General features: G+C 69.8%; 20 protein-coding genes. 5 read left to right on the top strand and 15 right to left on the bottom strand.

Annotated features, from left to right (window positions below):
• Positions 1–8 precede the first annotated feature (8 nt).
• Entirely contained in the window at positions 9–1,118 is a 1,110-nt protein-coding gene (mnmH, locus tag SY26_RS15810; protein ID WP_084693883.1) for a tRNA 2-selenouridine(34) synthase MnmH, read from the bottom strand.
• 2 nt (positions 1,119–1,120) lie between these two features.
• Positions 1,121–1,681, bottom strand: a complete 561-nt coding sequence (locus SY26_RS15805) for a L,D-transpeptidase (RefSeq protein ID WP_046001308.1) — start codon at positions 1,679–1,681, stop codon at positions 1,121–1,123.
• 125 nt (positions 1,682–1,806) lie between these two features.
• Between SY26_RS15805 and SY26_RS15800 the strand changes: the two genes are divergently transcribed.
• Together SY26_RS15800 and SY26_RS15795 are read left to right on the top strand one after the other, a co-directional pair.
• Positions 1,807–4,038, top strand: a complete 2,232-nt coding sequence (locus SY26_RS15800) for a cation-translocating P-type ATPase (RefSeq protein ID WP_052715328.1) — start codon at positions 1,807–1,809, stop codon at positions 4,036–4,038.
• Complete coding sequence (locus tag SY26_RS15795; protein WP_052715327.1) at positions 4,035–4,679, top strand: arylesterase; 645 nt, start codon at positions 4,035–4,037, stop codon at positions 4,677–4,679. Before SY26_RS15800 ends, SY26_RS15795 begins: the two co-directional genes overlap by 4 nt.
• Positions 4,680–4,685: 6 nt before the next feature.
• Here SY26_RS15795 and SY26_RS15790 read toward each other — a convergent pair whose 3' ends face one another.
• The 4 genes from SY26_RS15790 to meaB form a co-directional block, all read right to left on the bottom strand.
• Positions 4,686–5,156 (bottom strand): copper chaperone PCu(A)C, encoded by a 471-nt coding sequence (locus SY26_RS15790; protein ID WP_046001307.1) that lies wholly within the window; start codon positions 5,154–5,156, stop codon positions 4,686–4,688.
• Between the two features lie 120 nt (positions 5,157–5,276).
• On the bottom strand, positions 5,277–5,573 hold the full coding sequence (gene rpmB / locus SY26_RS15785; protein WP_046001306.1) for a 50S ribosomal protein L28: 297 nt from the start codon (positions 5,571–5,573) through the stop codon (positions 5,277–5,279).
• Between the two features lie 126 nt (positions 5,574–5,699).
• Positions 5,700–6,734: a bifunctional transcriptional activator/DNA repair enzyme AdaA gene (locus SY26_RS15780; protein ID WP_046001305.1), complete on the bottom strand. Its 1,035-nt coding sequence runs from the start codon at positions 6,732–6,734 to the stop codon at positions 5,700–5,702.
• A 65-nt stretch (positions 6,735–6,799) separates the two neighbouring features.
• Positions 6,800–7,774, bottom strand: coding sequence for a methylmalonyl Co-A mutase-associated GTPase MeaB (meaB, locus tag SY26_RS15775; protein WP_046001304.1), 975 nt, complete (start codon positions 7,772–7,774; stop codon positions 6,800–6,802).
• A gap of 122 nt (positions 7,775–7,896) precedes the next feature.
• Here meaB and SY26_RS15770 point away from each other — a divergent pair, with 122 nt between their 5' ends.
• The 3 genes from SY26_RS15770 to SY26_RS15760 all read left to right on the top strand — a co-directional run bounded on the left by SY26_RS15770 (position 7,897) and on the right by SY26_RS15760 (position 10,460).
• Positions 7,897–8,283: a hypothetical protein gene (locus tag SY26_RS15770; protein ID WP_052715326.1), complete on the top strand. Its 387-nt coding sequence runs from the start codon at positions 7,897–7,899 to the stop codon at positions 8,281–8,283.
• An 86-nt stretch (positions 8,284–8,369) separates the two neighbouring features.
• Complete coding sequence (gene serS, locus SY26_RS15765; protein ID WP_046001303.1) at positions 8,370–9,662, top strand: serine--tRNA ligase; 1,293 nt, start codon at positions 8,370–8,372, stop codon at positions 9,660–9,662.
• 54 nt (positions 9,663–9,716) lie between these two features.
• The gene (locus SY26_RS15760; RefSeq protein WP_139599283.1) at positions 9,717–10,460 is read left to right on the top strand and encodes a hypothetical protein; all 744 of its coding nucleotides are present in this window, start codon (positions 9,717–9,719) and stop codon (positions 10,458–10,460) included.
• 6 nt (positions 10,461–10,466) lie between these two features.
• Here the strand turns inward: SY26_RS15760 and der are convergent, their stop codons facing one another.
• From der to SY26_RS15715, 9 genes are all read right to left on the bottom strand, one after another.
• Positions 10,467–11,951 (bottom strand): ribosome biogenesis GTPase Der, encoded by a 1,485-nt coding sequence (der, locus tag SY26_RS15755; protein ID WP_046001301.1) that lies wholly within the window; start codon positions 11,949–11,951, stop codon positions 10,467–10,469.
• Positions 11,948–13,264 (bottom strand): PQQ-binding-like beta-propeller repeat protein, encoded by a 1,317-nt coding sequence (locus SY26_RS15750; protein WP_045983618.1) that lies wholly within the window; start codon positions 13,262–13,264, stop codon positions 11,948–11,950. The genes der and SY26_RS15750 overlap by 4 nt, the downstream gene beginning before the upstream one ends.
• A gap of 26 nt (positions 13,265–13,290) precedes the next feature.
• Positions 13,291–13,932, bottom strand: a complete 642-nt coding sequence (locus tag SY26_RS15745; RefSeq protein ID WP_046001300.1) for a tetratricopeptide repeat protein — start codon at positions 13,930–13,932, stop codon at positions 13,291–13,293.
• Positions 13,933–14,062: 130 nt separating this feature from the next.
• Positions 14,063–14,662: a superoxide dismutase gene (locus tag SY26_RS15740; RefSeq protein ID WP_045983614.1), complete on the bottom strand. Its 600-nt coding sequence runs from the start codon at positions 14,660–14,662 to the stop codon at positions 14,063–14,065.
• Between the two features lie 110 nt (positions 14,663–14,772).
• Positions 14,773–15,291: a sarcosine oxidase subunit gamma gene (locus tag SY26_RS15735; protein ID WP_046001299.1), complete on the bottom strand. Its 519-nt coding sequence runs from the start codon at positions 15,289–15,291 to the stop codon at positions 14,773–14,775.
• Positions 15,284–18,214: a sarcosine oxidase subunit alpha family protein gene (locus SY26_RS15730; RefSeq protein WP_046001298.1), complete on the bottom strand. Its 2,931-nt coding sequence runs from the start codon at positions 18,212–18,214 to the stop codon at positions 15,284–15,286. The genes SY26_RS15735 and SY26_RS15730 overlap by 8 nt, the downstream gene beginning before the upstream one ends.
• Complete coding sequence (locus SY26_RS15725; RefSeq protein WP_046001297.1) at positions 18,211–18,558, bottom strand: sarcosine oxidase subunit delta; 348 nt, start codon at positions 18,556–18,558, stop codon at positions 18,211–18,213. Before SY26_RS15725 ends, SY26_RS15730 begins: the two co-directional genes overlap by 4 nt.
• 165 nt (positions 18,559–18,723) lie before the next feature.
• Positions 18,724–18,984 carry a hypothetical protein gene (locus SY26_RS15720; RefSeq protein WP_046001296.1) on the bottom strand — a complete coding sequence of 87 codons (261 nt, stop codon included), beginning with the start codon at positions 18,982–18,984 and terminating at the stop codon, positions 18,724–18,726.
• A 91-nt stretch (positions 18,985–19,075) separates the two neighbouring features.
• Positions 19,076–20,341, bottom strand: a complete 1,266-nt coding sequence (locus SY26_RS15715; RefSeq protein ID WP_084693896.1) for a sarcosine oxidase subunit beta family protein — start codon at positions 20,339–20,341, stop codon at positions 19,076–19,078.
• Positions 20,342–20,475: the final 134 nt, after the last annotated feature.

Raw genomic sequence — 20,475 nt, 5'->3', positions numbered from 1 at the left:
CTGCCCGATCACAAATCGGCGACCGCCCTGCGCGCGGGGCCCGCATCCGCCGTCCGCGACGAACCGCCCGCGGTCATCCGGGCCAGCCCCGCCTCGACCAAGCCGGTGGCGGCGTCCAGGTCGGACAGGTCGTCCAGTGCGACGATCTGTCCGCGCCCGTCGTCATGACGTGACCGGTGCTTGTCATAGCGCGGGTCGTAATGATCCCGCAGCAACCCCTCGGACAGTTGCTGCCACCGGCCCTGCGCCAGCGCCTGCCGCCAGCACTCGACACGCTCGGCGGGGTGCAGGGGGGCCATCAGGTCCAGGATCGCGGCGACGCGCGCGGGATCGTCGACCATGTCGCGATAGGTCGCGGCGGTGAACGCCGCGCGCGCGGCGACCGGCACCTGCATCTGCAGGCGGGGCGCGGCGCAGATCGCCTGCCACATCGCCTTGGGGACGGTGATCTGGCCGATGCGGCTGCTCTCGGCCTCGACCAGCAGGGGGCGGGCGGGGTCCAGACGCTCCAGCGCGACGGCCAGGCGTCCTTCGAACATCTTCTGGCTGGGCTGGCCCTCGGGGTGGCCGCCGAACAGGCTGCCGCGATGGTTGGCCAGCCCCTCCAGGTCGATCACCTGATGGCCGCGCTGCGCCAGCCGCTGCAGGATAGCGGTCTTGGCGCTGCCCGTGTTGCCGTCCAGCACGATCACCGGGGCCGCGATCGGACCGTTCTGCGCCCGGTCCACGACCAGCGACCGCCATGCCTTGTAGCCGCCCTGAACCCGCGCCACGCGCCAGCCGATCTGGCTCAGGATCGTGCCGAAGCTGCCCGAGCGCTGCCCACCGCGCCAGCAATAGACCAGCGGCTGCCACGCGCCGCCCCGATCGGCCAGCGGCCCCTGCAGGTGCCGCGCCGCATTGGCCGCGACCAGCGCCGCGCCCAGCTTGCGGGCGTCAAAGGGTGACACCTGCTTGTAGATCGTGCCCACGCGGGCGCGTTCCGCATCCGACAGGACCGGCAGGTTGATCGCTCCGGGCAGGTGATCCTCGGCGTATTCCGCCGGGGCGCGGACATCGATGATGTCGTCGAACCCGGCCAGAACCGGGTCCGCCGCGCTGGCAAGCGTCAGATCCAAGATCAGAAGACGTAGACGGGCGTGCCGATGGGCACCTGGTCGAACAGGCTCATCACGGCCTCGTTGCGCATGCGCAGACAGCCGTTGGAGACCGCCCGCCCGATCGATCCGGGATCGGTCGTGCCATGGATGCGGATGGCGGTGTCGTTGCCCCGGTCGTCATACAGGTACAGCGCCCGCGCCCCCAGGGGGTTCTGCGGACCGCCGGGCATGCCGTCGGCGTATTTGGCATAGGCGCCGGGGTTGCGTTCGATCATGTCGTCGGTCGGGCGCCAGCTGGGCCATTCGACCTTGCGGCCGATCGTGGCCTTGCCCTTCCAGACCAGTTCGGCCGTGCCGACGGCGACGCCGTAGCGGACCGCCTTGCCCGGTGCGACAACGTGATACAGGAAGAAGTCGCGGCTGACGACGACGATGCTGCCGGTCTCGAAATCGTCCCGGATCTCGACCTCGATGGGGGCATAGGGATCGACCGCCGCCTCCTGGGCGCCGGCCAGCGTCGGGGCCAGGGCGGGTGCGGCCACCAGCAGGGCGGCCAGAGAGATCATCTGACGACGGTTCATGGCGCAGTTCCAATCGGTTTGCTTTTCCCCCGGATACAGCGAAACGCCCCCGGCCCGCAACTCACGAGGGCGTTCGGCCGCCTCGCGGCCTTGACCGCGCGTCCCCCGCGCCACATCTGTCACCCATGACCCAAGCCGCAGCCCCGATCCCCGCCTATGGCCTGCCCGTCACCCGCCTGGCCATCCGGGGCATGAGCTGCGCGGCCTGTTCGGGACGCGTGGGCCGCGTGCTGTCGGCACGCCCCGATGTGGCGGATGCGCAGGTGAACCTGGCCACGCACCGCGCCCAGGTCAGCCACGATCCCGCCCTGACCCCGCAGGCCTTGGCGCAAATCGTGACGGATCTGGGCTATCCCGCGACCGTCATCGCCGACCGCGCCCCCCCACCCCCGGACGAGGCCCCGGCCCTGCGCCGTGCGGCCCTGACCGCCGCCGCCCTGACCCTGCCCGTCGCGGTGGTCGAGATGGGTGGCCATCTGGTCCCGGCCTTCCACCACTGGCTGCATGCGCTGGTTCCCATGCGCGCGTTGTGGGTCGTGCAGATGATCCTGACGCTGGCGGTGCTGGCAGGACCAGGGCGGCGGTTCTTCGGCACGGGGCTTGCCGCCCTGCGCCGCGGCGCCCCCGAGATGAACAGCCTCGTGGCGCTTGGGGCGGGCACGGCCTTTGCCTTTTCCGCTGTCGTGACCCTGGCCCCCGGCTTGGTCCCCGCCGCCTCGCGCCAGGTGTGGTTCGAGGCCGCGGCGGTGATCGTCACCCTGATCCTGACCGGCCGCTGGCTGGAGGCGCGCGCCAAGGGCCAGGCCGGCGCCGCAATCCGCGCGCTGCTGGCCCTGACGCCCGATCACGCGACGGCGTTGCGCGACGGGGATCCGGTGCGTGTCGCGGTGGCCGACCTGCAGCCGGGCGATCTGGTGCAGCTGGCGCCCGGCGAACGCATCGCGCTGGACGGCGTGCTGACCGAAGGCGAAGGCCATGTCGACGAATCCATGCTGACGGGTGAACCCGTCCCGGTGCTGCGCGCGCCCGGCGACACGGTGACCGGCGGCACGGTCAACGGCGCGGCCGCCCTGACCTATCGCGTCACGGCCACGGGGCCGGACACCGTGCTGTCGCGGATCGTGGCCCTGGTCGAAGAGGCGCAGGCCGCCCGCCTGCCGGTGCAGGCGCTGGTCGACCGGGTCACGCGGATCTTCGTTCCGGTGGTGATGGGCCTGGCGGTGCTGGCCTTTGCGCTGTGGCTGACCTTTGGCCCCGACCTTGCGCATGCGGTCGTGGCGGCGGTGTCGGTGCTGATCATCGCCTGCCCCTGCGCGATGGGCCTGGCGGTGCCGATGTCGATCATGGTGGGCAGCGGGCGCGGCGCGCGGCTTGGCATCCTGTTCCGCCAGGGCGATGCCCTGCAGAAACTGGCGGGCGCGCGGGTGGTGGCCTTTGACAAGACCGGGACGCTGACGCAAGGCCGCCCCCGCGTGACGCAGATCTGGACCCACGGCATCGACCGCGACGCGGCCCTGCGCCTGACCGCCGCGGCCGAGGCCCGATCCGAACACCCCTTGGGCCGCGCGATCCTGGCCGAGGCAGGCGGCATGACGCTGCCCCCGGCGCAATCGGTGACCGCCCTGCCCGGACGCGGCCTGACCGCCACGGTCGAGGGGCGGTCGCTGCTGATCGGCAATGCCGCCGGGCTTCAGGCAGCGGCCATCGTGCCGGACGCCGCCCTGATCCGCAATGCCGATGCCGCGTCGACTGATGGCGCGACCCCGGTGCATCTGGCCGCCGACGGCCGCCACGTGGCGACATTCGCGCTGGCCGATCCCGAACGCCCGGAATCTGCCGCGGCCATCGCCGCCCTGCGCGACATGGGTCTGCGGACCCAGTTGCTGTCGGGCGACCTGCCCGCCACCGCGCAGGCCATGGGCGCGCGGCTTGGCATCGACCGGGCGCAGGGCGGGCTGACCCCCGACGACAAGCTGACGGCGATCCGCGCGATGGGGCCGGGCAGCGTCTTCGTGGGCGACGGCATCAACGATGCGCCGGCGCTGGCCGCCGCCGACACGGGCATCGCCATCGGCACCGGGACCGACATCGCCATCGAGGCCGCCGATGCGGTCCTGATGGCGGGCGATCCGCAGGGCGTCGCCCGCGCGATCCGTCTGTCGCGCGCCGTGATGCGCAACATCCGCCAGAACCTGTTCTGGGCATTCGCCTACAATGCCGCGCTGATCCCGGTTGCCATGGGCGCGCTGGTGCCCTTTGGTGGACCGCAACTGTCGCCCATGCTGGGGGCTGGCGCGATGGCGCTGTCCTCGGTCTTCGTGGTGACCAATGCCCTGCGCCTGAGGACTGCCGCATGATCCTGACCCGCCGCCACCTGCTGACCGCCGCCGCTGCCGCCACGCTGGTCCGCCCCGCCCAGGCACAGGCGCTGCCGCGCATCCTGTGCTTTGGCGACAGCCTGACCGCCGGTTTCGGCCTGGGCCCGACCGAGGGGTTGGTCCCGCAGCTGTCGGCCTGGCTGGCCGATGCGGGGCGCCCGGCGGACCTGATCGATGCGGGGCTGTCGGGGGACACGACCTATGGCGGCCGCGTGCGGATCGAACTGTCGATGCGCCGCCACCGCCCCGATGCCGTCATGGTCGAGCTGGGCGGCAACGACATGCTGCGCCGCTGGCAGCCCGCCGATGCCGAGGCGAACCTGGACGCGATCCTGCAGACCGCGGGCAGCGGCGGGCGGCCCCTGCTGCTGGTCGGCATCCACGCCCCGGCGGGCCAGCCCGACTGGCGCCGCGCCTGGAGCGGGATCTGGCCGCGTTTGGCCGAACGCCACGGCGCGCTGCTGCTGCAGGATCTGTATGCGCCGCTGGCACAGGTGCCCGCGACCGACCGGGCGCCCCTGCTGCTGCGGGACGGGGTTCACCCGTCGGCGCAGGGGGTGGCGCTGATCGTCCGGCACCTGGGTCCGATGGCCGCCCAGCTGGTCGAACGGGCGGCTTGAGGGGCCTCAGTGGCCCTGATGGTCGCCGTGGTCGTGATCGGCGGGGGCGGCATCCTCGCGCTGGTTGTCGACGACGACCTGCACCTCCTCGGTGCCGCAATCGCCGAAATCCATCGACAGGGTCAGCGTGTCGCCATCGGCCAGCGGTTCGGCCAGGCCCAGCATCATGATGTGGTCGCCGCCGCGGTTCAGGGCGTGGGTCTGACCGGCGGCGACGGCGATCCCGTCCTCGATCCGGGTCATCTTCATGACGCCGCCTTCCTCGACATGGGTGTGCAGCTCGACCCGCTCGGCCGCGTCGGACGACACGCCCTGCAGGGTGCAGGCGACCTGACGGTGGTTTTCCAGCTGCATGAAGACCGCGCCCACCTTGGGGTTGGTGCTGCGCGCATAGGCGTCGTTGGCGTGCATGCCGTCATGGGCAAGGGCGGCCACCGGGGTCAGCATCGCGACGGCGGCCAGGATCGACAGTTTCATTCGGCAAGGTCCTTGGATGGGGCCGGGGCGGGCACAGGCCGCACCGCACGGGCCGGGGTTCCGGACATGCAAAAGCCCCGCCGGAACGGCAGGGCCATGCATCATCCGACGATCATCGGATCAGGCGGTCGCGGCAGCCGATTCGGCCTTGACCAGGTCGCGCTTGATCTTCTGGGCGCGGTCCGACAGCTCGGTGTCCTTGGCTTTGGCCAGGAAGGCGTCCAGGCCGCCACGGTGATCGACCGAACGCAGCGCCGCGGCCGAGATGCGCAGCGAGTAGCCACGGCCCAGCTTTTCGGACAGCAGCGTGACCTCGTTCAGGTTCGGCAGGAACCGGCGACGGGTCTTGTTGTTGGCATGGCTGACATTGTTACCGCTCATCGGGCCTTTGCCGGTCAGTTCGCAGACGCGCGACATGGTGTGTTCCTTCGTCTCAGCTGTGCGGGCGGGGGGTCCGTCCCAATGTGAAAAGGCGCCGCGAGGCAGCGCCCGGAATTCCGTTCGCGGGTGGCTACCGCATGAGGGGCGCGTCGTCAAGCCTTGTCAGGTGATTCCATAGCCGCGCTCCAGCGCGATCAGGCGCTCCTTGCGCCACAGGCCGCCCGCATATCCGGTCATGCTGCCATCGGTGCCGATGACCCGGTGACAAGGTACGACCAGCGCTAGCCGGTTCGCCCCATTGGCCGCCGCGACCGCGCGGACGGCGGTGGGATGGCCGATGGCTGCCGCAAGCTGGGCATAGCTGCGTGTCCGGCCCGCGGGAATCGCCTGCAGTTCCTGCCAGACGCGGGTCTGGAACGGCGTGCCGCGCAGGCGCACCGGCAGGTCCAGCCGCCCGTCGCTGCCCGCGAAGAACCGGGCCAGGGCGGCCTCGGCCCGGTCGGTCACCGCGGTGCGGCCCAGCCCGATCCGCCCCCCCGCCATCACCGACAGCCGCCGCAGCCCCTGGGGCAGCGCCTTGCGGTCGGTGAATTCCAGCAGGTGCAGGGCGTCGTCATCGGCGATGGCGATCATCCCGCCCAGGGGCGTATCGATCCAGTCCGCGCGCAGGTCCGCGGCCCCCCGCATCTGGTGCGGCGCATGCCCGAACAGGCGTGCAAAGGCCTGCCGGAACCCCGATGCCGAATCGAACCCCGCGTCCAGCTGTGCGTCGATCATCCTGCCTCCTTGCGTCAATGTGGTCAGGCCCGCGCGCAGCCGTGCCGCGCGCGCCAGCTGCAGAAAGCTGGTGCCCAGATGCTGGCGGAACAGCCGCCGCACGGTCGAGGGGTCATGCCCCAGGGCGGTCAGATCCGCCTCGGACCAGCGGCGGGCGGGGTCGGCGGCCAGCGCCGCGCCCAACGTGGCGACCAGCGGCGGCACCTGCCCCTCGGGACGGCAGCGCAGGCAGGGGCGGAACCCCGCGGCCCGCGCGGCGGCGGCATCCGCGAACCAGCGGCAGTTGTCGCGCCGCGGCTTGCGCGCCGGGCAGCTCAGCCGGCAAAATATCCCGGTCGAGGTGACGCCGACCAGCGCCCGCCCGTCATATCCCGGATCGCGCGCCAGCAGCGCGGCATACAGATCGTCATGGTCCGGCATCGCCCCCTCCTGTGCGGACCGATCTAGCCGATTCGCGGACAGGGCGGGGCGCGTTTTCGGGCATTTCATCGCGGCTGCCGCAACCAGTCCAGCATCTGGCGCGCGGCCTCGACCGGGGGCAGCGCGCCTTGGGTGACACGGGCGCCCAGATCACTGATGCGCGCGCGGGCGTCCGGGGCGTCCAGCTGCGCCAGAAGCCCGCCCTGCAGTTCGGCCATGAACCAGTCGCGCGCCTGTTCAGCCCGGATGCGGTCGAAATGACCGGCCTCGCGGCGCCAGTCGGCCAGATGGCGCATGCAGGACCAGGCCTCGGGCAGGCCCGCGCCGGTGGTCGCGCTGACCGGCATGGCCTTTGGAAAGCCGTCGGGGTCCTGCGGACGCTTGCGCAGCAGGCGCAGCGCGCCCGTGTAATCGGCCACCGTCCGGCGCGCGGGCGACAGCAGGTCGCCATCGGCCTTGTTCACCAGAATCAGGTCGGCCATCTCCATGATGCCGCGCTTGACCCCCTGCAATTCATCGCCGCCCGCAGGCGCCAGCAGTAGGATGAACAGGTCCGACATCTGTGCGACCAGGGTTTCGGACTGGCCGACGCCCACCGTCTCGATCAGGACGACGTCGTGGCCCGCGGCCTCGCACAGGCGGATCGCCTCGCGCGTGCGGCGGGCGACGCCGCCCAGATGGGCGCTGGACGGGCTGGGCCGGACATAGGCGCGCGGGTTGCGCGACAGAAGCTCCATCCGCGTCTTGTCCCCCAGGATCGAACCGCCCGACCGGGTCGAGGACGGATCGACCGCCAGCACCGCGACGCGCAGCCCCTGTTCGGTCAGCATCGTGCCGAACGCCTCGATGAAGGTCGACTTTCCCACCCCCGGCGTGCCCGACAGCCCGATCCGCAGGGCCGTGCTGTCGGGCAGCGCCGCGATCAGGCGGCCTGCGCGGTCGCGATGGTCGGGGCGGGTCGATTCCACCAGCGTGATCGCGCGCGACAGCGCCCGCCGATCGCCCCGCAGCAAGGGTGTCAGAAGATCGTCCGTCGTCATCGCCGCCTTGTCCCGCTTTGCGCGAGACACTGGACCAGCCACCGCCGGGGGGCAACCCCGTCGACCTTGTGCCATGGGCCGGCAGGGCGTAATCTGGCGCCATCCCGCGTGGAGGTCCCGTCATGCCCATCCTGTCCCGCCGCACCGTCCTGATGGGCGCCGCGGCCGTGATGCTGCCCCTGGGGGTGCGGGCTGCGCCGCCGTCGGGCTGGCGGCTGATGATGGTCGAATCGCCCGCCTGCCACCATTGCCGCGCCTGGCATGCGCAGATCGGGCCGGGCTATGCGGCCTCGGCCGCGGGGCGGGCCGCGCCGATCCTGCATGTCGACGTGGATGGCCCCTATCCTGACGGGCTGGCACTGGCGCGGCGACCCTGGATCACGCCCACCTTCGTGCTGCTGTCGGACGGATCCGAGGCGGGCCGGATCGAGGGTTATGTCGGCCAGCGCTATTTCTATCCCGTGCTGGAGGAGATGATGCGCGGTGCGGGACTGACACTGGGCGCGTGATATTCCCGCAGCGGCGGCGGGCCGGGCTTTCTGTCGCGGTCGGCATGCGCTAGTCAGGCACCCAGACAATTTGCGAAGGTGCCGCCATGCATGACATCCGTGCGATCCGTGACAATCCCGATGCCTTCGAGGCGGCGCTGAACCGCCGCGGGCTGACCGGCCTGACCGCGCAGATCCTGTCGCTGGACGAGGCCCGCCGCGGTCGTATCGCCGCCGCCGAGACCGCGCAGGCGGACCAGAACAAGGCCAGCAAGGACGTGGGCGCCGCCAAGGCGCGGGGCGACGACGCCGAGTTCGAGCGTCTGCGCGCGCTGGTCGCCACGACCAAGGCCGACATCGCCCGCATGCAGGCAGAGGCCGCCGATCTGGACGCGCAGCTGCGCGACCTGCTGCTGGGCATTCCGAACCTGCCGCTGGACCGTGTCCCCGAGGGCCGGGACCAGGACGACAATGTCGAGCTGCGCCGGTGGGGCACGCCTGCAGCCTTGGACTTTGCCCCGGTCGAGCATTTCCAGATCCCGGGCGTCGTGCCGGGCATGGATTTTCAGACCGGCGCCAAGCTGTCCGGCAGCCGCTTCGTCGTGCTGAAGGGGGCGGTCGCGCGCATCCATCGCGCGCTGGCGCAGTTCATGGTCGACCTGCATGTCGACCAGCACGGGCTGGAGGAGACCTGGACCCCGGTCCTGGTGCTGGAACAGATGATGCTGGGCACCGGCCAGCTGCCCAAGTTCGGAGAGGACAGCTATCTGACCCGCGAAGGGTACTGGCTGATCCCCACATCCGAGGTGACGCTGACGAACACCGTGAACGGCGACCTGCTGGACCAGGCCGCCCTGCCCCGCCGCATGGTCGCCCACAGCCAGTGCTTCCGATCCGAGGCAGGCAGTGCGGGCCGCGACACCACCGGCATGCTGCGCCAGCACCAGTTCGAGAAGGTCGAGATGGTGTCGATCACCGACGCCGATTCCGGTCTGGCCGAACATGACCGCATGACCCGCTGCGCCGAGGCCGTGCTGGAGGCGCTGGAGCTGCCCTATCGCACGATGATCCTGTGCACCGGCGACATGGGCGCGGGCGCGCGCATCACCCACGACCTGGAGGTCTGGCTGCCGGGCCAGGACCGCTATCGCGAAATCAGCAGCGTCAGCTATTGCGGCGACTATCAGGGTCGGCGGATGAACGCGCGCTATCGCCCGGCGGGCGGGGGCAAGCCGGAATTCGTGCACACCCTGAACGGGTCCGGCCTGGCCGTCGGGCGCGCGCTGATCGCGGTGCTGGAAAACGGCCAGCAGGCCGACGGATCGGTCCGCCTGCCCGCGGTCCTGCACCCCTATCTGAAGGGCGCGACCACGCTGACCGCGCAGGGATCGCTGGCCTGATACCCCGATTGCGGACGGCGCGAAACTGCCGCAGGCCGGCGCGCGTTGGCCTGCATGACACGGATCGGTTCAGTCTTGCATCTGGTGGTCGCCGCGATCTTCGTGATCTGCGGCGTGATCTTCGCGATGCAGCCCGATGCGCGCATCATCACGGACGCGGCGCGTCTGGCGGCGCCGCTGCTGCCACCCGTCGCGCCGACCAGCATCGCCATTCCCCACCTGTACCTGAACCCCGACAACCTGTTGATGTGGATGCTGCTGATCGCCGTCTGGATGATGGTGATGCTGGATGCGGTCGGGCAGTGGATCGACCCGTCTGATGACGAGCCGATCCGTGCGGGCCGACCGCGCGTGTGGCCGATGCTGCTGGGGGCGCTTGTTCTGGCATCGGTCTGGCCGCTGCTGATCGACAATCCGGGCGTGCTGACCCTGGCCTCTGTTGCCGGGGCCATCGCCGCCACGGTGGGTGCCCGGCGCGCGGCAGGTCGGCACCGCCCCGCGATCGGGTTTCTGGCCGGATGGGCCACCGCCCTGGCCTCGGCCGCGCTGGCGGAGCTGACCGCCGTGCAGTTCGGCCTGTCCGCGCAGGTCGTGTCGGCGGTAGCGATCCTGCCCGCCGCGGCCCTCGGCATGGCCGCGCAGATGTGGATCGGCCCAAGCGTGGGCTATTCCGTGGCGCTGATCTGGGCATTCTGCGGGCTGGCCATCTCGACGATGGGCAGCGATCCGATGATCGCGCTGGCCGCGATCATCGGGATCAGCGCGATGGCCACGGTGCTGATCCGCGCGGCCAGCTGAGCCGGGTCAGCTGCCCTTGGGTTTCTGGCGATGCTTATGCTTGGACAGCGCGCCAGACTGCACGATCTTGGTGGCCTTGGCCTTGTAGGGGTTCTCGCCGCCCTGATCGCGGAAGAACAGGCGGATCGGCGTGCCGGGCATGTCGAAATCGGTCCGCAGTCCGTTGATCAGATACCGCTGATAGCTGGTGGGGATCTGGTCGGTATGGGTCGATTTCACGATGAACGCGGGCGGACGCGTCTTGACCTGCGTCATGTAGCGCAGGCGGATGCGGCGACCGCCGGGGGCCGGGGGCGGATGGCTTTCGGTCATCGCGCCCAGCCACTGGTTCAGGCGGGCGGTCGGCACGCGGCGGTTCCAGACCTCGTGCGCCTTGATGACAGCGTTGTGCAGGCGGTCCAGCCCCTTGCCGGTCTTGGCCGACACGGTGATCAGCGGCGCGCCGCGCAGCTGCGGCAGCAGCTTTTCGAAACTGGCGCGCATCTCGTTCAGCTTGTGGGACTTGTCGTCCTCGGTGTCCCACTTGTTGACGGCAATGACGACGGCGCGACCCTCGGTCTCGGCGAAATCGGCGATGCGCAGATCCTGGGTCTCGAAGGGGATCTCGACGTCCAGCAGGACGACGACGACCTCGGCGAAACGCACGGCCCGCAGGCCGTCGGCCACCGACAGCTTCTCCAGCTTCTCGGTCACGCGGGCGCGCTTGCGCATGCCGGCCGTGTCGAAGATGCGCATGGGCGTGCCCATGAAGTTCGTGGTCACGCTGATCGAATCGCGGGTGATCCCGGCCTCGGGACCGGTCAGCAGGCGGTCCTGCCCCAGGATCTTGTTGATCAGCGTCGACTTGCCCGCATTGGGGCGGCCGATCACGGCGATCTGCAGGGGACGGGCCTCGGATGGGCGCCAGTCCTCGGAACCCTCGCCCGATTCGGCGTCCTCCTCGGACAGGTCCAGGTCAGTCACGGCCTCGATCGGGGCGGGACGCTCGGCCTCGATCCGGTCGGCCAGGGGCATCAGCACGCCGTAAAGGTCGTCCATCCCCTCGCCATGCTCAGCCGAGATGCGCAGGGGCTCGCCCAGGCCAAGGGCATAGGCCTCCATGGCCCCCGCCTCTCCGGCACGGCCCTCGGACTTGTTGGCGGCGACAATGACATGCTTGGCGCGGCGGCGCAGGATCTCGGCGAAATACTCGTCGGCCGCGGTGATGCCGATACGAGCATCGACGACGAACAGGCAGATGTCGGCCTCGTCAACGGCGCGTTCGGTCAGGCGGCGCATGCGCCCCTGAAGGCTGTCATCCTCGGCCATCTCCAAGCCCGCGCTGTCGATCACGACAAAGCGCAGGTCGCCAAGGCGGCCCGCGCCCTCGCGGATGTCGCGGGTCACGCCGGGCTGGTCATCGACCAGTGCAAGTTTCTTGCCAACCAGACGGTTGAACAGGGTGGACTTGCCCACATTGGGCCGCCCGACGATCGCAAGGGTGAATGTCATCTGAACGCATGCAACTGGCCGTTGCGCGCAACGACGTAAAGGGTTTGACCGGCGACCACCGGGGCCGATGCCGCCCCACCGGGGATCGCCACCTGACCGACCAGCGCGCCGGAGGCGGGATCGAAGCTGCGCAACATGCCATCGCTGGAGGCGATATGCAACCGCCCCCCGGCCAGCACGGGACCGTAATGCGCGTGGACCGCATCCTGACGCCGCACGCGCTGCGTGGTGTAATACGGCAGGGGCTGGCGCCAGACGACGCCGCCCGTCGCCGCATCCAGCCGGACCAGCTGGGCCTGGTCGTTCACGGCAAAGACCGACCCGCCCGCGACGACGACCGGGCTGTTGGCGCCCTCGTCCGCGGTCCAGTCGTTCAGGCCGGTTGACAGCTCGACCGCGCTGATGCGCCCCGAGGAAGTGCCCGAATAGACGCGCCCGCCCGCGATCACCGGATCGCCGGTCACGTCACGGACCACCGCGATGGCACGTCCGGGACGGGTGCCCGCGATCTGCGACGTCCAGTTGGTCAGGCCCGACTGACGGTCCACCGCCACGATCTGCCCCGACGAGAACGGGAACACTACCGTGTCGCCCTGTACGGCCGGGACCGACACGCCCATGACGCCCGACCCCGACGGCGTGCCTGCCGCCTGCCACAGCACGCGCCCGTCGCTGGCGCGCACGGCCCAGCCCACGGCGTTCCGGGCCGCGACATAGACCACACCATCCTGCACGGCCGGGCCGCCACCGATCGAGGCCTCGACCCGCTGGCGCCACAGCACGGCGCCGCTGGCCGCGTCCAGCGCGACCAGTTCGCCGAAACCGGTGGTGACGAAGACTCGCCCGCCCTCATAGGCCAGACCGCCGCCCGAGGCGCTGTCGACATTCTCCAGCGCGGGCGTCACGTCGGTGGACCAGGCGCGCCCGCCGTTCAGCGCGGTCGCAGTGACGCGGGCGCGGCTGTCCAGGGTAAAGACCCGGCCCGCCGCCACGACGGGGTCGGCGGTGATGCGGTGACGACGGGTTTCACCCTGGCCGATGGATGCGGACCACAGGGCCGTGCCGCCCGCGCCCAGGGCCAGATGGCCCGGCGCATGGGCGGCGTTGCCGCCGCGATGGGTCCATTCGCCGTTGGTGACCGGGGCGGACAGGGACAGCGCGGTGCCGGTGATGCCCGCCGCACCCTCGACCGCGGGACCGTCGGCCGAGATGACGGCCAGGGGGTCCAGGCGCTCTCCGGGCAGGATGATTTCGCGGTCGCCGCAGCCGGCAAGTCCCAGTCCGGCGGCCATCGCCAAGGTCAGTCGCAGCATGGCGGTCATCCCTGTCTCTCAGTCCGTTATTCGGTCGGTTCGGGCGTCTCGCCCAGGGCGATCATCATCTCGGACAGGCGACGACGCAAGGCCTCGGTCAGGCCGTCCTTGTCCTGGATCTGGCGGATCAGGGTGATCGCATCCTCGGGGCGCCCGGCACCGATCAGGGCCACGGCCTTCTGTTCCAACGCCAGCAGCTCGAACGGCGCACCCGCGCGCGACAGGCGGGTCAGGATGGCGTCGCGTTCGGCCGCATCCATCTGCGCGCCCTGCGCCATCACCAGCTTCAGCTGCGCCAGCTCTCCCAGCACGCTGTCGGGCTGGGCATCGGCCACGCCCTGCAGCGCCTGTGCGCGGGCATCGGGATCGGTCTGCGCGCCCGCGGCCAGCAGCCCGGTCAGCGCCTGCCGCCCGGCCGAGCCGCGCGGATCGACGGCCAGAATGGCGGCGGGGTCGTTCTCGGCCTCGGCCGCCAGGATCGCATCGCCCCAGGCCTGCGCCGCGGCGCGGTCCTGGGCGGCGCTGTATTCGCGCCACGCGGTGAAGCCGACCACCGCCACGATCACCAGGACCACGATCCAGCCGTAACGGCGCATCGCCCCGTACAGGCGGTCGCGCCGCAGCTCTTCGGTGACTTCGTCGATGAAGGTGTCGCTCTGGTTGGCCATGCCCGCCCTGCCGATCTGTCCTGTGTTCCCGTGGTCTTATACCGCGATGGACAGAAATGCCAATGCCGGCGCGGGCGCCACGCAAAAGGCCCGCCACAAGGGGCGGGCCTTTCGATCGATGCGTCCGACCTCACATGCGCGAGGCGACGTTCTCCCAGTTCACCAGCTTGTCCAGGAAGTTCTCCAGGTACTTGGGGCGCGCGTTGCGGAAGTCGATGTAGTAGCTGTGCTCCCACACGTCGCAGCCCAGCAGCGCCGTCTGACCGGTGCACAGCGGGTTCACGCCGTTCTCAGTCTTGGTGATCTCCAGCTTGCCGTCGGCATTCTTGACCAGCCAGACCCAGCCCGACCCGAACTGGCCGACGCCAGCCTCGGCGAACTTCTTCTTGAACTCCTCGACCGAACCGAAGCTGTCCTTGATCGCGGCTTCCAGGTTGGCGGGCATCGGGCCGGGGTTCGGGCCCATCATCTCCCAGAACTGGGCGTGGTTCCAATGCTGGCTGGCATTGTTGAAGATGCCGTTCTGCGCCACGGCGCCCTTCTGATAGGTGCCCTTGACGATATCTTCCAGCGACTTGCCTTCCCACTCGGTCCCGGCCACCAGCTCGTTCAACTTGGTGACATAGGCGTTGTGGTGCTTGTCGTGGTGATACTCCAGCGTCTCGCGCGACATGCCGCCGGCTTCCAGGGCATCATGCGAATAGGGAAGATCGGGAAGGGTGAAGGCCATTTTGCGGTCCTTTCGAAAGGGTTGGTTCGGCTCGGCGCGAACGGTCGCGCATTCGGGGGACCAACGCAAGGGGTGGACCGGGGTTCCGATCCCCCCCTGCGCCAAGGTGGTCAGCGCGGCGCCAGCTGGCTGCCCGGCATGGCCGCATTGGTCAGGATCAGCGACAGGTAATCCGCCGTCGAGCGAAAGCCGATCACGCGGAACCCGCCGTCTACCCGCCAGAAGGCCGCGGCGGTCTGCGCCATGCGCGTGCGGCGCAAGACGCCCGACGGCAGGACCGCGGCATCGACCGGGGCCAGTTTCGCGATCACGTCCGCGGCATGGGGGCCCGTCACGTCAAAGACCGCACGGGCATCCGACACGTCGGCCACCAGCCCGTGTTCACCCGTCAGCGCCTGCGTCAGGTCCGACAGCGCGCCGGAAAGGTCCGATGCGGGCAGGATCAGCAACAGCTCGTCCGGCGACATCCACGCCAGGGTGCGGCTGCCGTCGGTCACGGTGCCGGTCGCGTCGGGGATCGCCAGGCCCGCGGCCTCGGCCAGGGCGTCGCCCGCGCGGTCCAGATCGGCCCGGATGGTGATCATGCCCAGGCCCGAGACGGGGGTGATGGTAGCCAGCGCTTCAGCCATTCTGACGGCTTCCTTCCTTGTCGTAGAAGACCGGATCGACGATCCGCGCCTGCATCACCGCACCGTCCGGCATCGGGAAATCCAGGACCTGCCCCATGCGGGCAGGACCGTGGCGGACCAGGCCCATCGCGATGGGCTTGTCCAGCGTCGGCGAGTGATAGCTGGAGGTGACGCGCCCCTGGGTCTTGCGCTGACCGTTGCCGTTCGTGCCGTCGGCGACCGCATAGGCGCCGTCGGGTATGACCTTGCCGGACAGGCTCTCCAGCCCCACCAGCTTCCAGCGGGTGCCGTCGGTCATGTGGCTGCGGCGTTGGGCGCGCTTGCCGATATAGTCGGCCTTCTTTTTGGATATCGCCCAGTCCAGCCCCAGATCCTGGGGGATGATGGTGCCGTCGGTCTCGTCCCCGATCATGATGAAGCCCTTTTCGGCGCGCATCACATGCATGGCCTCGGTCCCGTAGGGGGTGATGCCCAGATCGCGGCCGACCTCGTGCAGCCGCTCCCACAGCTCCAGCCCGCGATTGGCGGGCACCGCGATCTCATAGCTGAGCTCGCCCGAGAAGCTGATGCGGAAGATGCGGGCGGGGATGCCCGCGATGTCGCCTTCGGCCCATTGCATGAAGGGCAGCGCCTCGGCCGACAGATCGATGCTGCCCGGCAGGCGTTCCAGCAGGGCGCGGGCCTTGGGTCCGGCCACGGCGATCTGTGCGAACTGTTCGGTCAGGTTGGCGGTATAGACCTTCCAGTCCCACCATTCGCATTGCAGCCAGTCCTCCATGTGCCCATGGATGCGGTCCGCGCCGCCGGTGGTGGTGTGACACAGCCAGGTGTCGTCGGACAGGCGCGCCACGACGCCGTCATCCATCAGGAAACCGTTCTCGTTGCACATCAGGCCATAGCGGCATTTGCCGACCGGCAGGGTGGACATCATGTTGGTGTACAGCATGTCCAGGAACCGCCCGGCATCGGGCCCCTTGACGATGATCTTGCCCAGGGTCGATGCGTCCAGCGTGCCGACGCCCGCCCGCACTGCCAGGATCTCGCGGTTGACGGCGGCGTGGCGATCCTCGGTCGCGCGGGGATAGGCATAGGGGCGGCGCCAGTGGCCCACCGGCTCCCAGCTGGCGCCGTTGCGGTCGTGCCATGTGTGGATCGGCGTCTTGCGCAGCGGCTGGAACGCCTCGTCCTTGGCCTCGGCCGCGATGGTGGCCAGGGTCAGCGGCGTGTAGGGCGGGCGGAACGTGGTGGTGCCGGTCGCCTGGATGGGCTGGTTCAGCGCGTTGGACAGCACCGCCAAGCCGTTGATGTTGGACAGCTTGCCCTGGTCGGTCGCCATGCCAAGCGTGGTATAGCGCTTGGTGTGCTCGACGCTGGCATAGCCCTCTTGGGCCGCCAGTTCGACATCGGTGACCTTCACGTCGTTCTGGAAATCCAGCCACATCTTGGCGCGCAGCTTGTAGGGCGCGCGGGCGGGCATGACCCAGACGGGCATGGTCGCACCCGCAGGGCTTTCCAAGTCGCCGGCGCAGTGCAGATCGCCATTGGCGGCCCCCGCGACGGTCACGTTGCCCTGCCCGTCCGCACCCAGGGGCGGGCGGTCGGGGTCGGGGCGGAACATCGATTGCGCCTCGTCCCAGGTCAGCTTGCCGCCGCAATGCGAATAGAGGTGCACGACCGGCGACCAGCCGCCCGACATGGCCACCACGTCGCAATCGACGGTCTGGCGCGGCGCGCCGTCGCCTTGGTGGTCGCACAGCACCACTCCCTCGACATGCTTGCCCCCCTTGACCTTGGCGACGGCCGTGCCGGTCAGGACAGTGATGCCCGCGGCCCGCGCAGCCTGGGGCAGCGCCCCGTCGGCGGTGGGACGGGCATCGACGATGGCCGGCACCTCCAGCCCTGCGGCATGGGCCGTCAGGGCGGTGCGATAGGCGTCGTCGTTGTTCGTGACCACGACGATGCGCCGCCCCGGTGCCACGGCGTAATCGGTGATGAAATCGCGGACGGCGCTGGCCAGCATCACGCCCGGCACGTCGTTGCAGGCAAAGGACAAGGGACGCTCCAGCGCGCCGGTCGCAGCGATCACCCGGCCCGCCCGGATGCGCCACAGGCGCTGGCGGGGAATGCCCTGGTTCGGGTCGTGATCGGCCAGCGATTCCCGCGCGATCAGATAGCCGTGGTCGTAAAGGCCGGTGGCCATGGTGTTGCGGCGCAGCGTGACGGTGTCACGGCCTTGCAGGTCGGCCAGCAGCGCGTCGATGGCGGCCTGTCCGCCGTCGTGGTCGGTGGGCGTGCGCCCGCCCCAATGGGCGCCCTGTTCCAGAACCAGCACGGTGCCGCCCGCCTCGGCCGCGTCGCGTGCGGCGGTCAGGCCCGCGATGCCACCGCCGACCACGACAGTTTCGGCAAAGCCGTAGGCCTGTTCATAGCGGTCCGGATCGGGGTCGGTCGGTGCCCGGCCCAGGCCCGCGCTGCGGCGGATGATCGGTTCGAACAGGTGCTTCCAGAAGGGGCGCGGATGGATGAACGTCTTGTAGTAGAAGCCTGCCGGAAAGACCGGCGACAACCAGTTGTTCACCGCGCCCACATCGGCATCCAGGCTGGGCCAGCAGTTCTGGCTGCGCGTGACCATGCCGTGGGTCAGGGGCGTGGTGGTGGCGCGCTGGTTCGGTTCGAACCGGCCGCCCTGGCCCAGGCCCAGCAGCGCGTTCGGCTCCTCGGCGCCCGAGGCCAGGGGACCGCGTGGGCGGTGATACTTGAAGGACCGGCCCATCAGCATCTGGCCGTTGGCCAGAAGCGCCGAGGCGATGGTGTCGCCGGTCAGCCCGCGCAGGTGGCGGCCGTCAAAGCGGAACGGCACCTGCCAGGCACGGTCGATGCGGCGGCCACCGGCGGGCAGTCGGAAGGGGGGCGTGTGGGTCATTCGGCGATGCCTTCGGCGGGGGTCCAGTCGGGTGTCCAGTCGGGGCGGACCTTGCGGATCGCCTCCACGATCTGGGCAGGGGGATGGGGCGTCTGCGCCCTGTAGGTTCCGAACACCTGCAGCGTGGCGGTGCAGCGCGCGGCCAGGAACCACTTGCCGCAGCCATAGGCATGGCGCCAGCGTTCAAAATGCACGCCCTTGGCGTTCTTGCGCGCGAACAGGTAGCTTTCGAACTCTTCGTCGGTGCCGTTCGGGCCGATGCGGGCCAGGTGCGCCTCTCCGCCGGGATGCAGTTCGGTTTCCTCGGCGTTCACACCGCAATAGGGACAGGTCAGGATCAGCATCGGGCTTCCTTGGGGTGCGAGAGTTGCGGATGCGAAAAGGCACCGCAGCGGCGCAAGCCGGCGGTACCGTCTGTCCGACATGCCGTCGGACGCAGGCCGGGGGCCGACCGCCCCCGGACCCCCATGGTCGCGCGGGACGACAGGGCCGTCCCGCGCGTCAGGGCATCAGTTGGCCGGAGCCGGGGTTGCCGGTTCGGCAGGGGCGTCGACGGCCGCGGGGCTGTCGGTTTCGACAGAGACGGCAGGGGCGTCGGCCGCAGGTTCGGCCGCTGGCGTGTCGACGCTGATGTTGGTCGTGTCGCCTTCGACCGGGTCGGTCGTGGCAACGCCGGTCGGTTCGCCTGACATGAAGAAGAACAGCAGTGCAACGACGACGACGATGCCGCCGACGATGAAGTAGAGGCCATTGTTGTTGCGGTCAGCCATGATGAACCCTTTCGGTCGGACCTGTCATGGCAAGGCAATTCGCGGATGGCGTCCGGGGTTCCGTCGCGGGAAAACATCGGCGCGCCCTCGCCTAATGCGCGACGCCGGCGGCGACCGATTCGTCGATGAACCGGCCCTCGCGGAACCGGTTCAGCCCGAAATCGGCGGCCAGCGGACCCGGCGTTCCCTTGGCGACCAGCTCGGCCATCGCCCAGCCGGAACCGGGGATCGCCTTGAACCCGCCGGTGCCCCACCCGCAGTTCACGAAGATGCCGCCCACCGGGGTCGACGACAGGATCGGGGACCGGTCGCCGGTCATGTCGACGATGCCGCCCCATTGGCGCAGCATCTTCAGGCGGCTGATCATGGGGAAGGTCTCGATCAGGGCGCGGACGGTTTCCTCGACATGCTGCCAAGAGCCGCGCTGGGTAAAGTTGTTGAACCCGTCGGTGCCGCCGCCGATCACCATCTCTCCCTTGTCGGATTGCGACATGTAGCCGTGGACGGTGTTGGCCATCACGACCACGTCCATGCAGGGCTTGATCGGTTCGCTGACCAGCGCCTGCAGCGCGACGCTTTCGATGGGCAGGCGGAACCCGGCCATGGCCGCCAGCTGGCTGGAATGGCCCGCGACCACGATCGCCAGCTTGTCGCAGCCGATGCGCCCCTTGGAGGTGTTGACGGCGCGGACCTGGCCGCCCTCGGTCTCGACCCCGGTCACCTCGCAGTTCTGGATGATGTGCATGCCCATGTCGGAACAGGCCCGCGCATAGCCCCAGGCCACCGCGTCATGGCGCGCAGTTCCGCCGCGGGCCTGATAGAGGCCGCCCAGCACCGGATAGCGCGGCCCGTCCAGGTTGATGATCGGCACCTTGGCCTTCAGCTGCTGGGGGTCCAGCCATTCGGTCTGAACGCCCTGCAGGTTGTTGGCATAGACGGTGCGCTTGTAGCCGCGGATCTCGTGCTCGGTCTGGGCCAGCATGATCAGCCCGCGCGGGCTGAACATGATGTTGTAGTTCAGGTCCTGGGACAGGGTTTCGTACAGGCTGCGCGACTTCTCATAGATCGCCGCCGATGGGTCCTGCAGATAGTTTGATCGGATGATGGTCGTGTTGCGACCCGTGTTGCCGCCGCCCAGCCAGCCCTTCTCGATCACCGCGACGTCGGTGATGCCGAAGTTCTTGCCCAAGTAATAGGCCGTCGCCAGCCCGTGCCCGCCCGCACCGACCACGATCACCTTGTAGCGCGATTTCGGTTCCGGGCTGGCCCAGGCCCGCGTCCAGCCCTTGTGCTGACGCAGCGCCTCGCGGGCGATGGCAAAGACGGAATAGCGTCGGGCGCGGGGGGCTTCGGGCATGGTGCCTCTCAGGAAACGGGTTGCCTGCACCATGGCTGCGGCGGGCCCGACCCTCAAGGCGGCTTGCGGCAGATCGCGGCGAAATGCGACATGCGACATTCGGACAGCCCTGTCGCAGCGCGCTTTCGGTCCGC

Origin of the sequence: Paracoccus sp. 228 (assembly GCF_000967825.1) — a bacterium.
GTDB lineage: Bacteria > Pseudomonadota > Alphaproteobacteria > Rhodobacterales > Rhodobacteraceae > Paracoccus > Paracoccus marcusii.
The sequence above is the reverse complement of the archived record's forward strand: the minus strand, read 5'-3'. Positions and strand labels throughout refer to the sequence as shown.

Bases quoted from the DNA above. Each gene is read 5' to 3' on its own strand.
- SY26_RS15805 (WP_046001308.1), bottom strand. From the start codon at position 1,681: ATGAACCGTCGTCAGATGATCTCTCTGGCCGCCCTGCTGGTGGCCGCA.
- SY26_RS15800 (WP_052715328.1), top strand. From the start codon at position 1,807: ATGACCCAAGCCGCAGCCCCGATCCCCGCCTATGGCCTGCCCGTCACC.
- SY26_RS15795 (WP_052715327.1), top strand. From the start codon at position 4,035: ATGATCCTGACCCGCCGCCACCTGCTGACCGCCGCCGCTGCCGCCACG.
- SY26_RS15790 (WP_046001307.1), bottom strand. From the start codon at position 5,156: ATGAAACTGTCGATCCTGGCCGCCGTCGCGATGCTGACCCCGGTGGCC.
- rpmB (WP_046001306.1), bottom strand. From the start codon at position 5,573: ATGTCGCGCGTCTGCGAACTGACCGGCAAAGGCCCGATGAGCGGTAAC.
- SY26_RS15780 (WP_046001305.1), bottom strand. From the start codon at position 6,734: ATGCCGGACCATGACGATCTGTATGCCGCGCTGCTGGCGCGCGATCCG.
- meaB (WP_046001304.1), bottom strand. From the start codon at position 7,774: ATGACGACGGACGATCTTCTGACACCCTTGCTGCGGGGCGATCGGCGG.
- SY26_RS15770 (WP_052715326.1), top strand. From the start codon at position 7,897: ATGCCCATCCTGTCCCGCCGCACCGTCCTGATGGGCGCCGCGGCCGTG.
- serS (WP_046001303.1), top strand. From the start codon at position 8,370: ATGCATGACATCCGTGCGATCCGTGACAATCCCGATGCCTTCGAGGCG.
- SY26_RS15760 (WP_139599283.1), top strand. From the start codon at position 9,717: ATGACACGGATCGGTTCAGTCTTGCATCTGGTGGTCGCCGCGATCTTC.
- der (WP_046001301.1), bottom strand. From the start codon at position 11,951: ATGACATTCACCCTTGCGATCGTCGGGCGGCCCAATGTGGGCAAGTCC.
- SY26_RS15750 (WP_045983618.1), bottom strand. From the start codon at position 13,264: ATGCTGCGACTGACCTTGGCGATGGCCGCCGGACTGGGACTTGCCGGC.
- SY26_RS15745 (WP_046001300.1), bottom strand. From the start codon at position 13,932: ATGGCCAACCAGAGCGACACCTTCATCGACGAAGTCACCGAAGAGCTG.
- SY26_RS15740 (WP_045983614.1), bottom strand. From the start codon at position 14,662: ATGGCCTTCACCCTTCCCGATCTTCCCTATTCGCATGATGCCCTGGAA.
- SY26_RS15735 (WP_046001299.1), bottom strand. From the start codon at position 15,291: ATGGCTGAAGCGCTGGCTACCATCACCCCCGTCTCGGGCCTGGGCATG.
- SY26_RS15730 (WP_046001298.1), bottom strand. From the start codon at position 18,214: ATGACCCACACGCCCCCCTTCCGACTGCCCGCCGGTGGCCGCCGCATC.
- SY26_RS15725 (WP_046001297.1), bottom strand. From the start codon at position 18,558: ATGCTGATCCTGACCTGTCCCTATTGCGGTGTGAACGCCGAGGAAACC.
- SY26_RS15720 (WP_046001296.1), bottom strand. From the start codon at position 18,984: ATGGCTGACCGCAACAACAATGGCCTCTACTTCATCGTCGGCGGCATC.
- SY26_RS15715 (WP_084693896.1), bottom strand. From the start codon at position 20,341: ATGCCCGAAGCCCCCCGCGCCCGACGCTATTCCGTCTTTGCCATCGCC.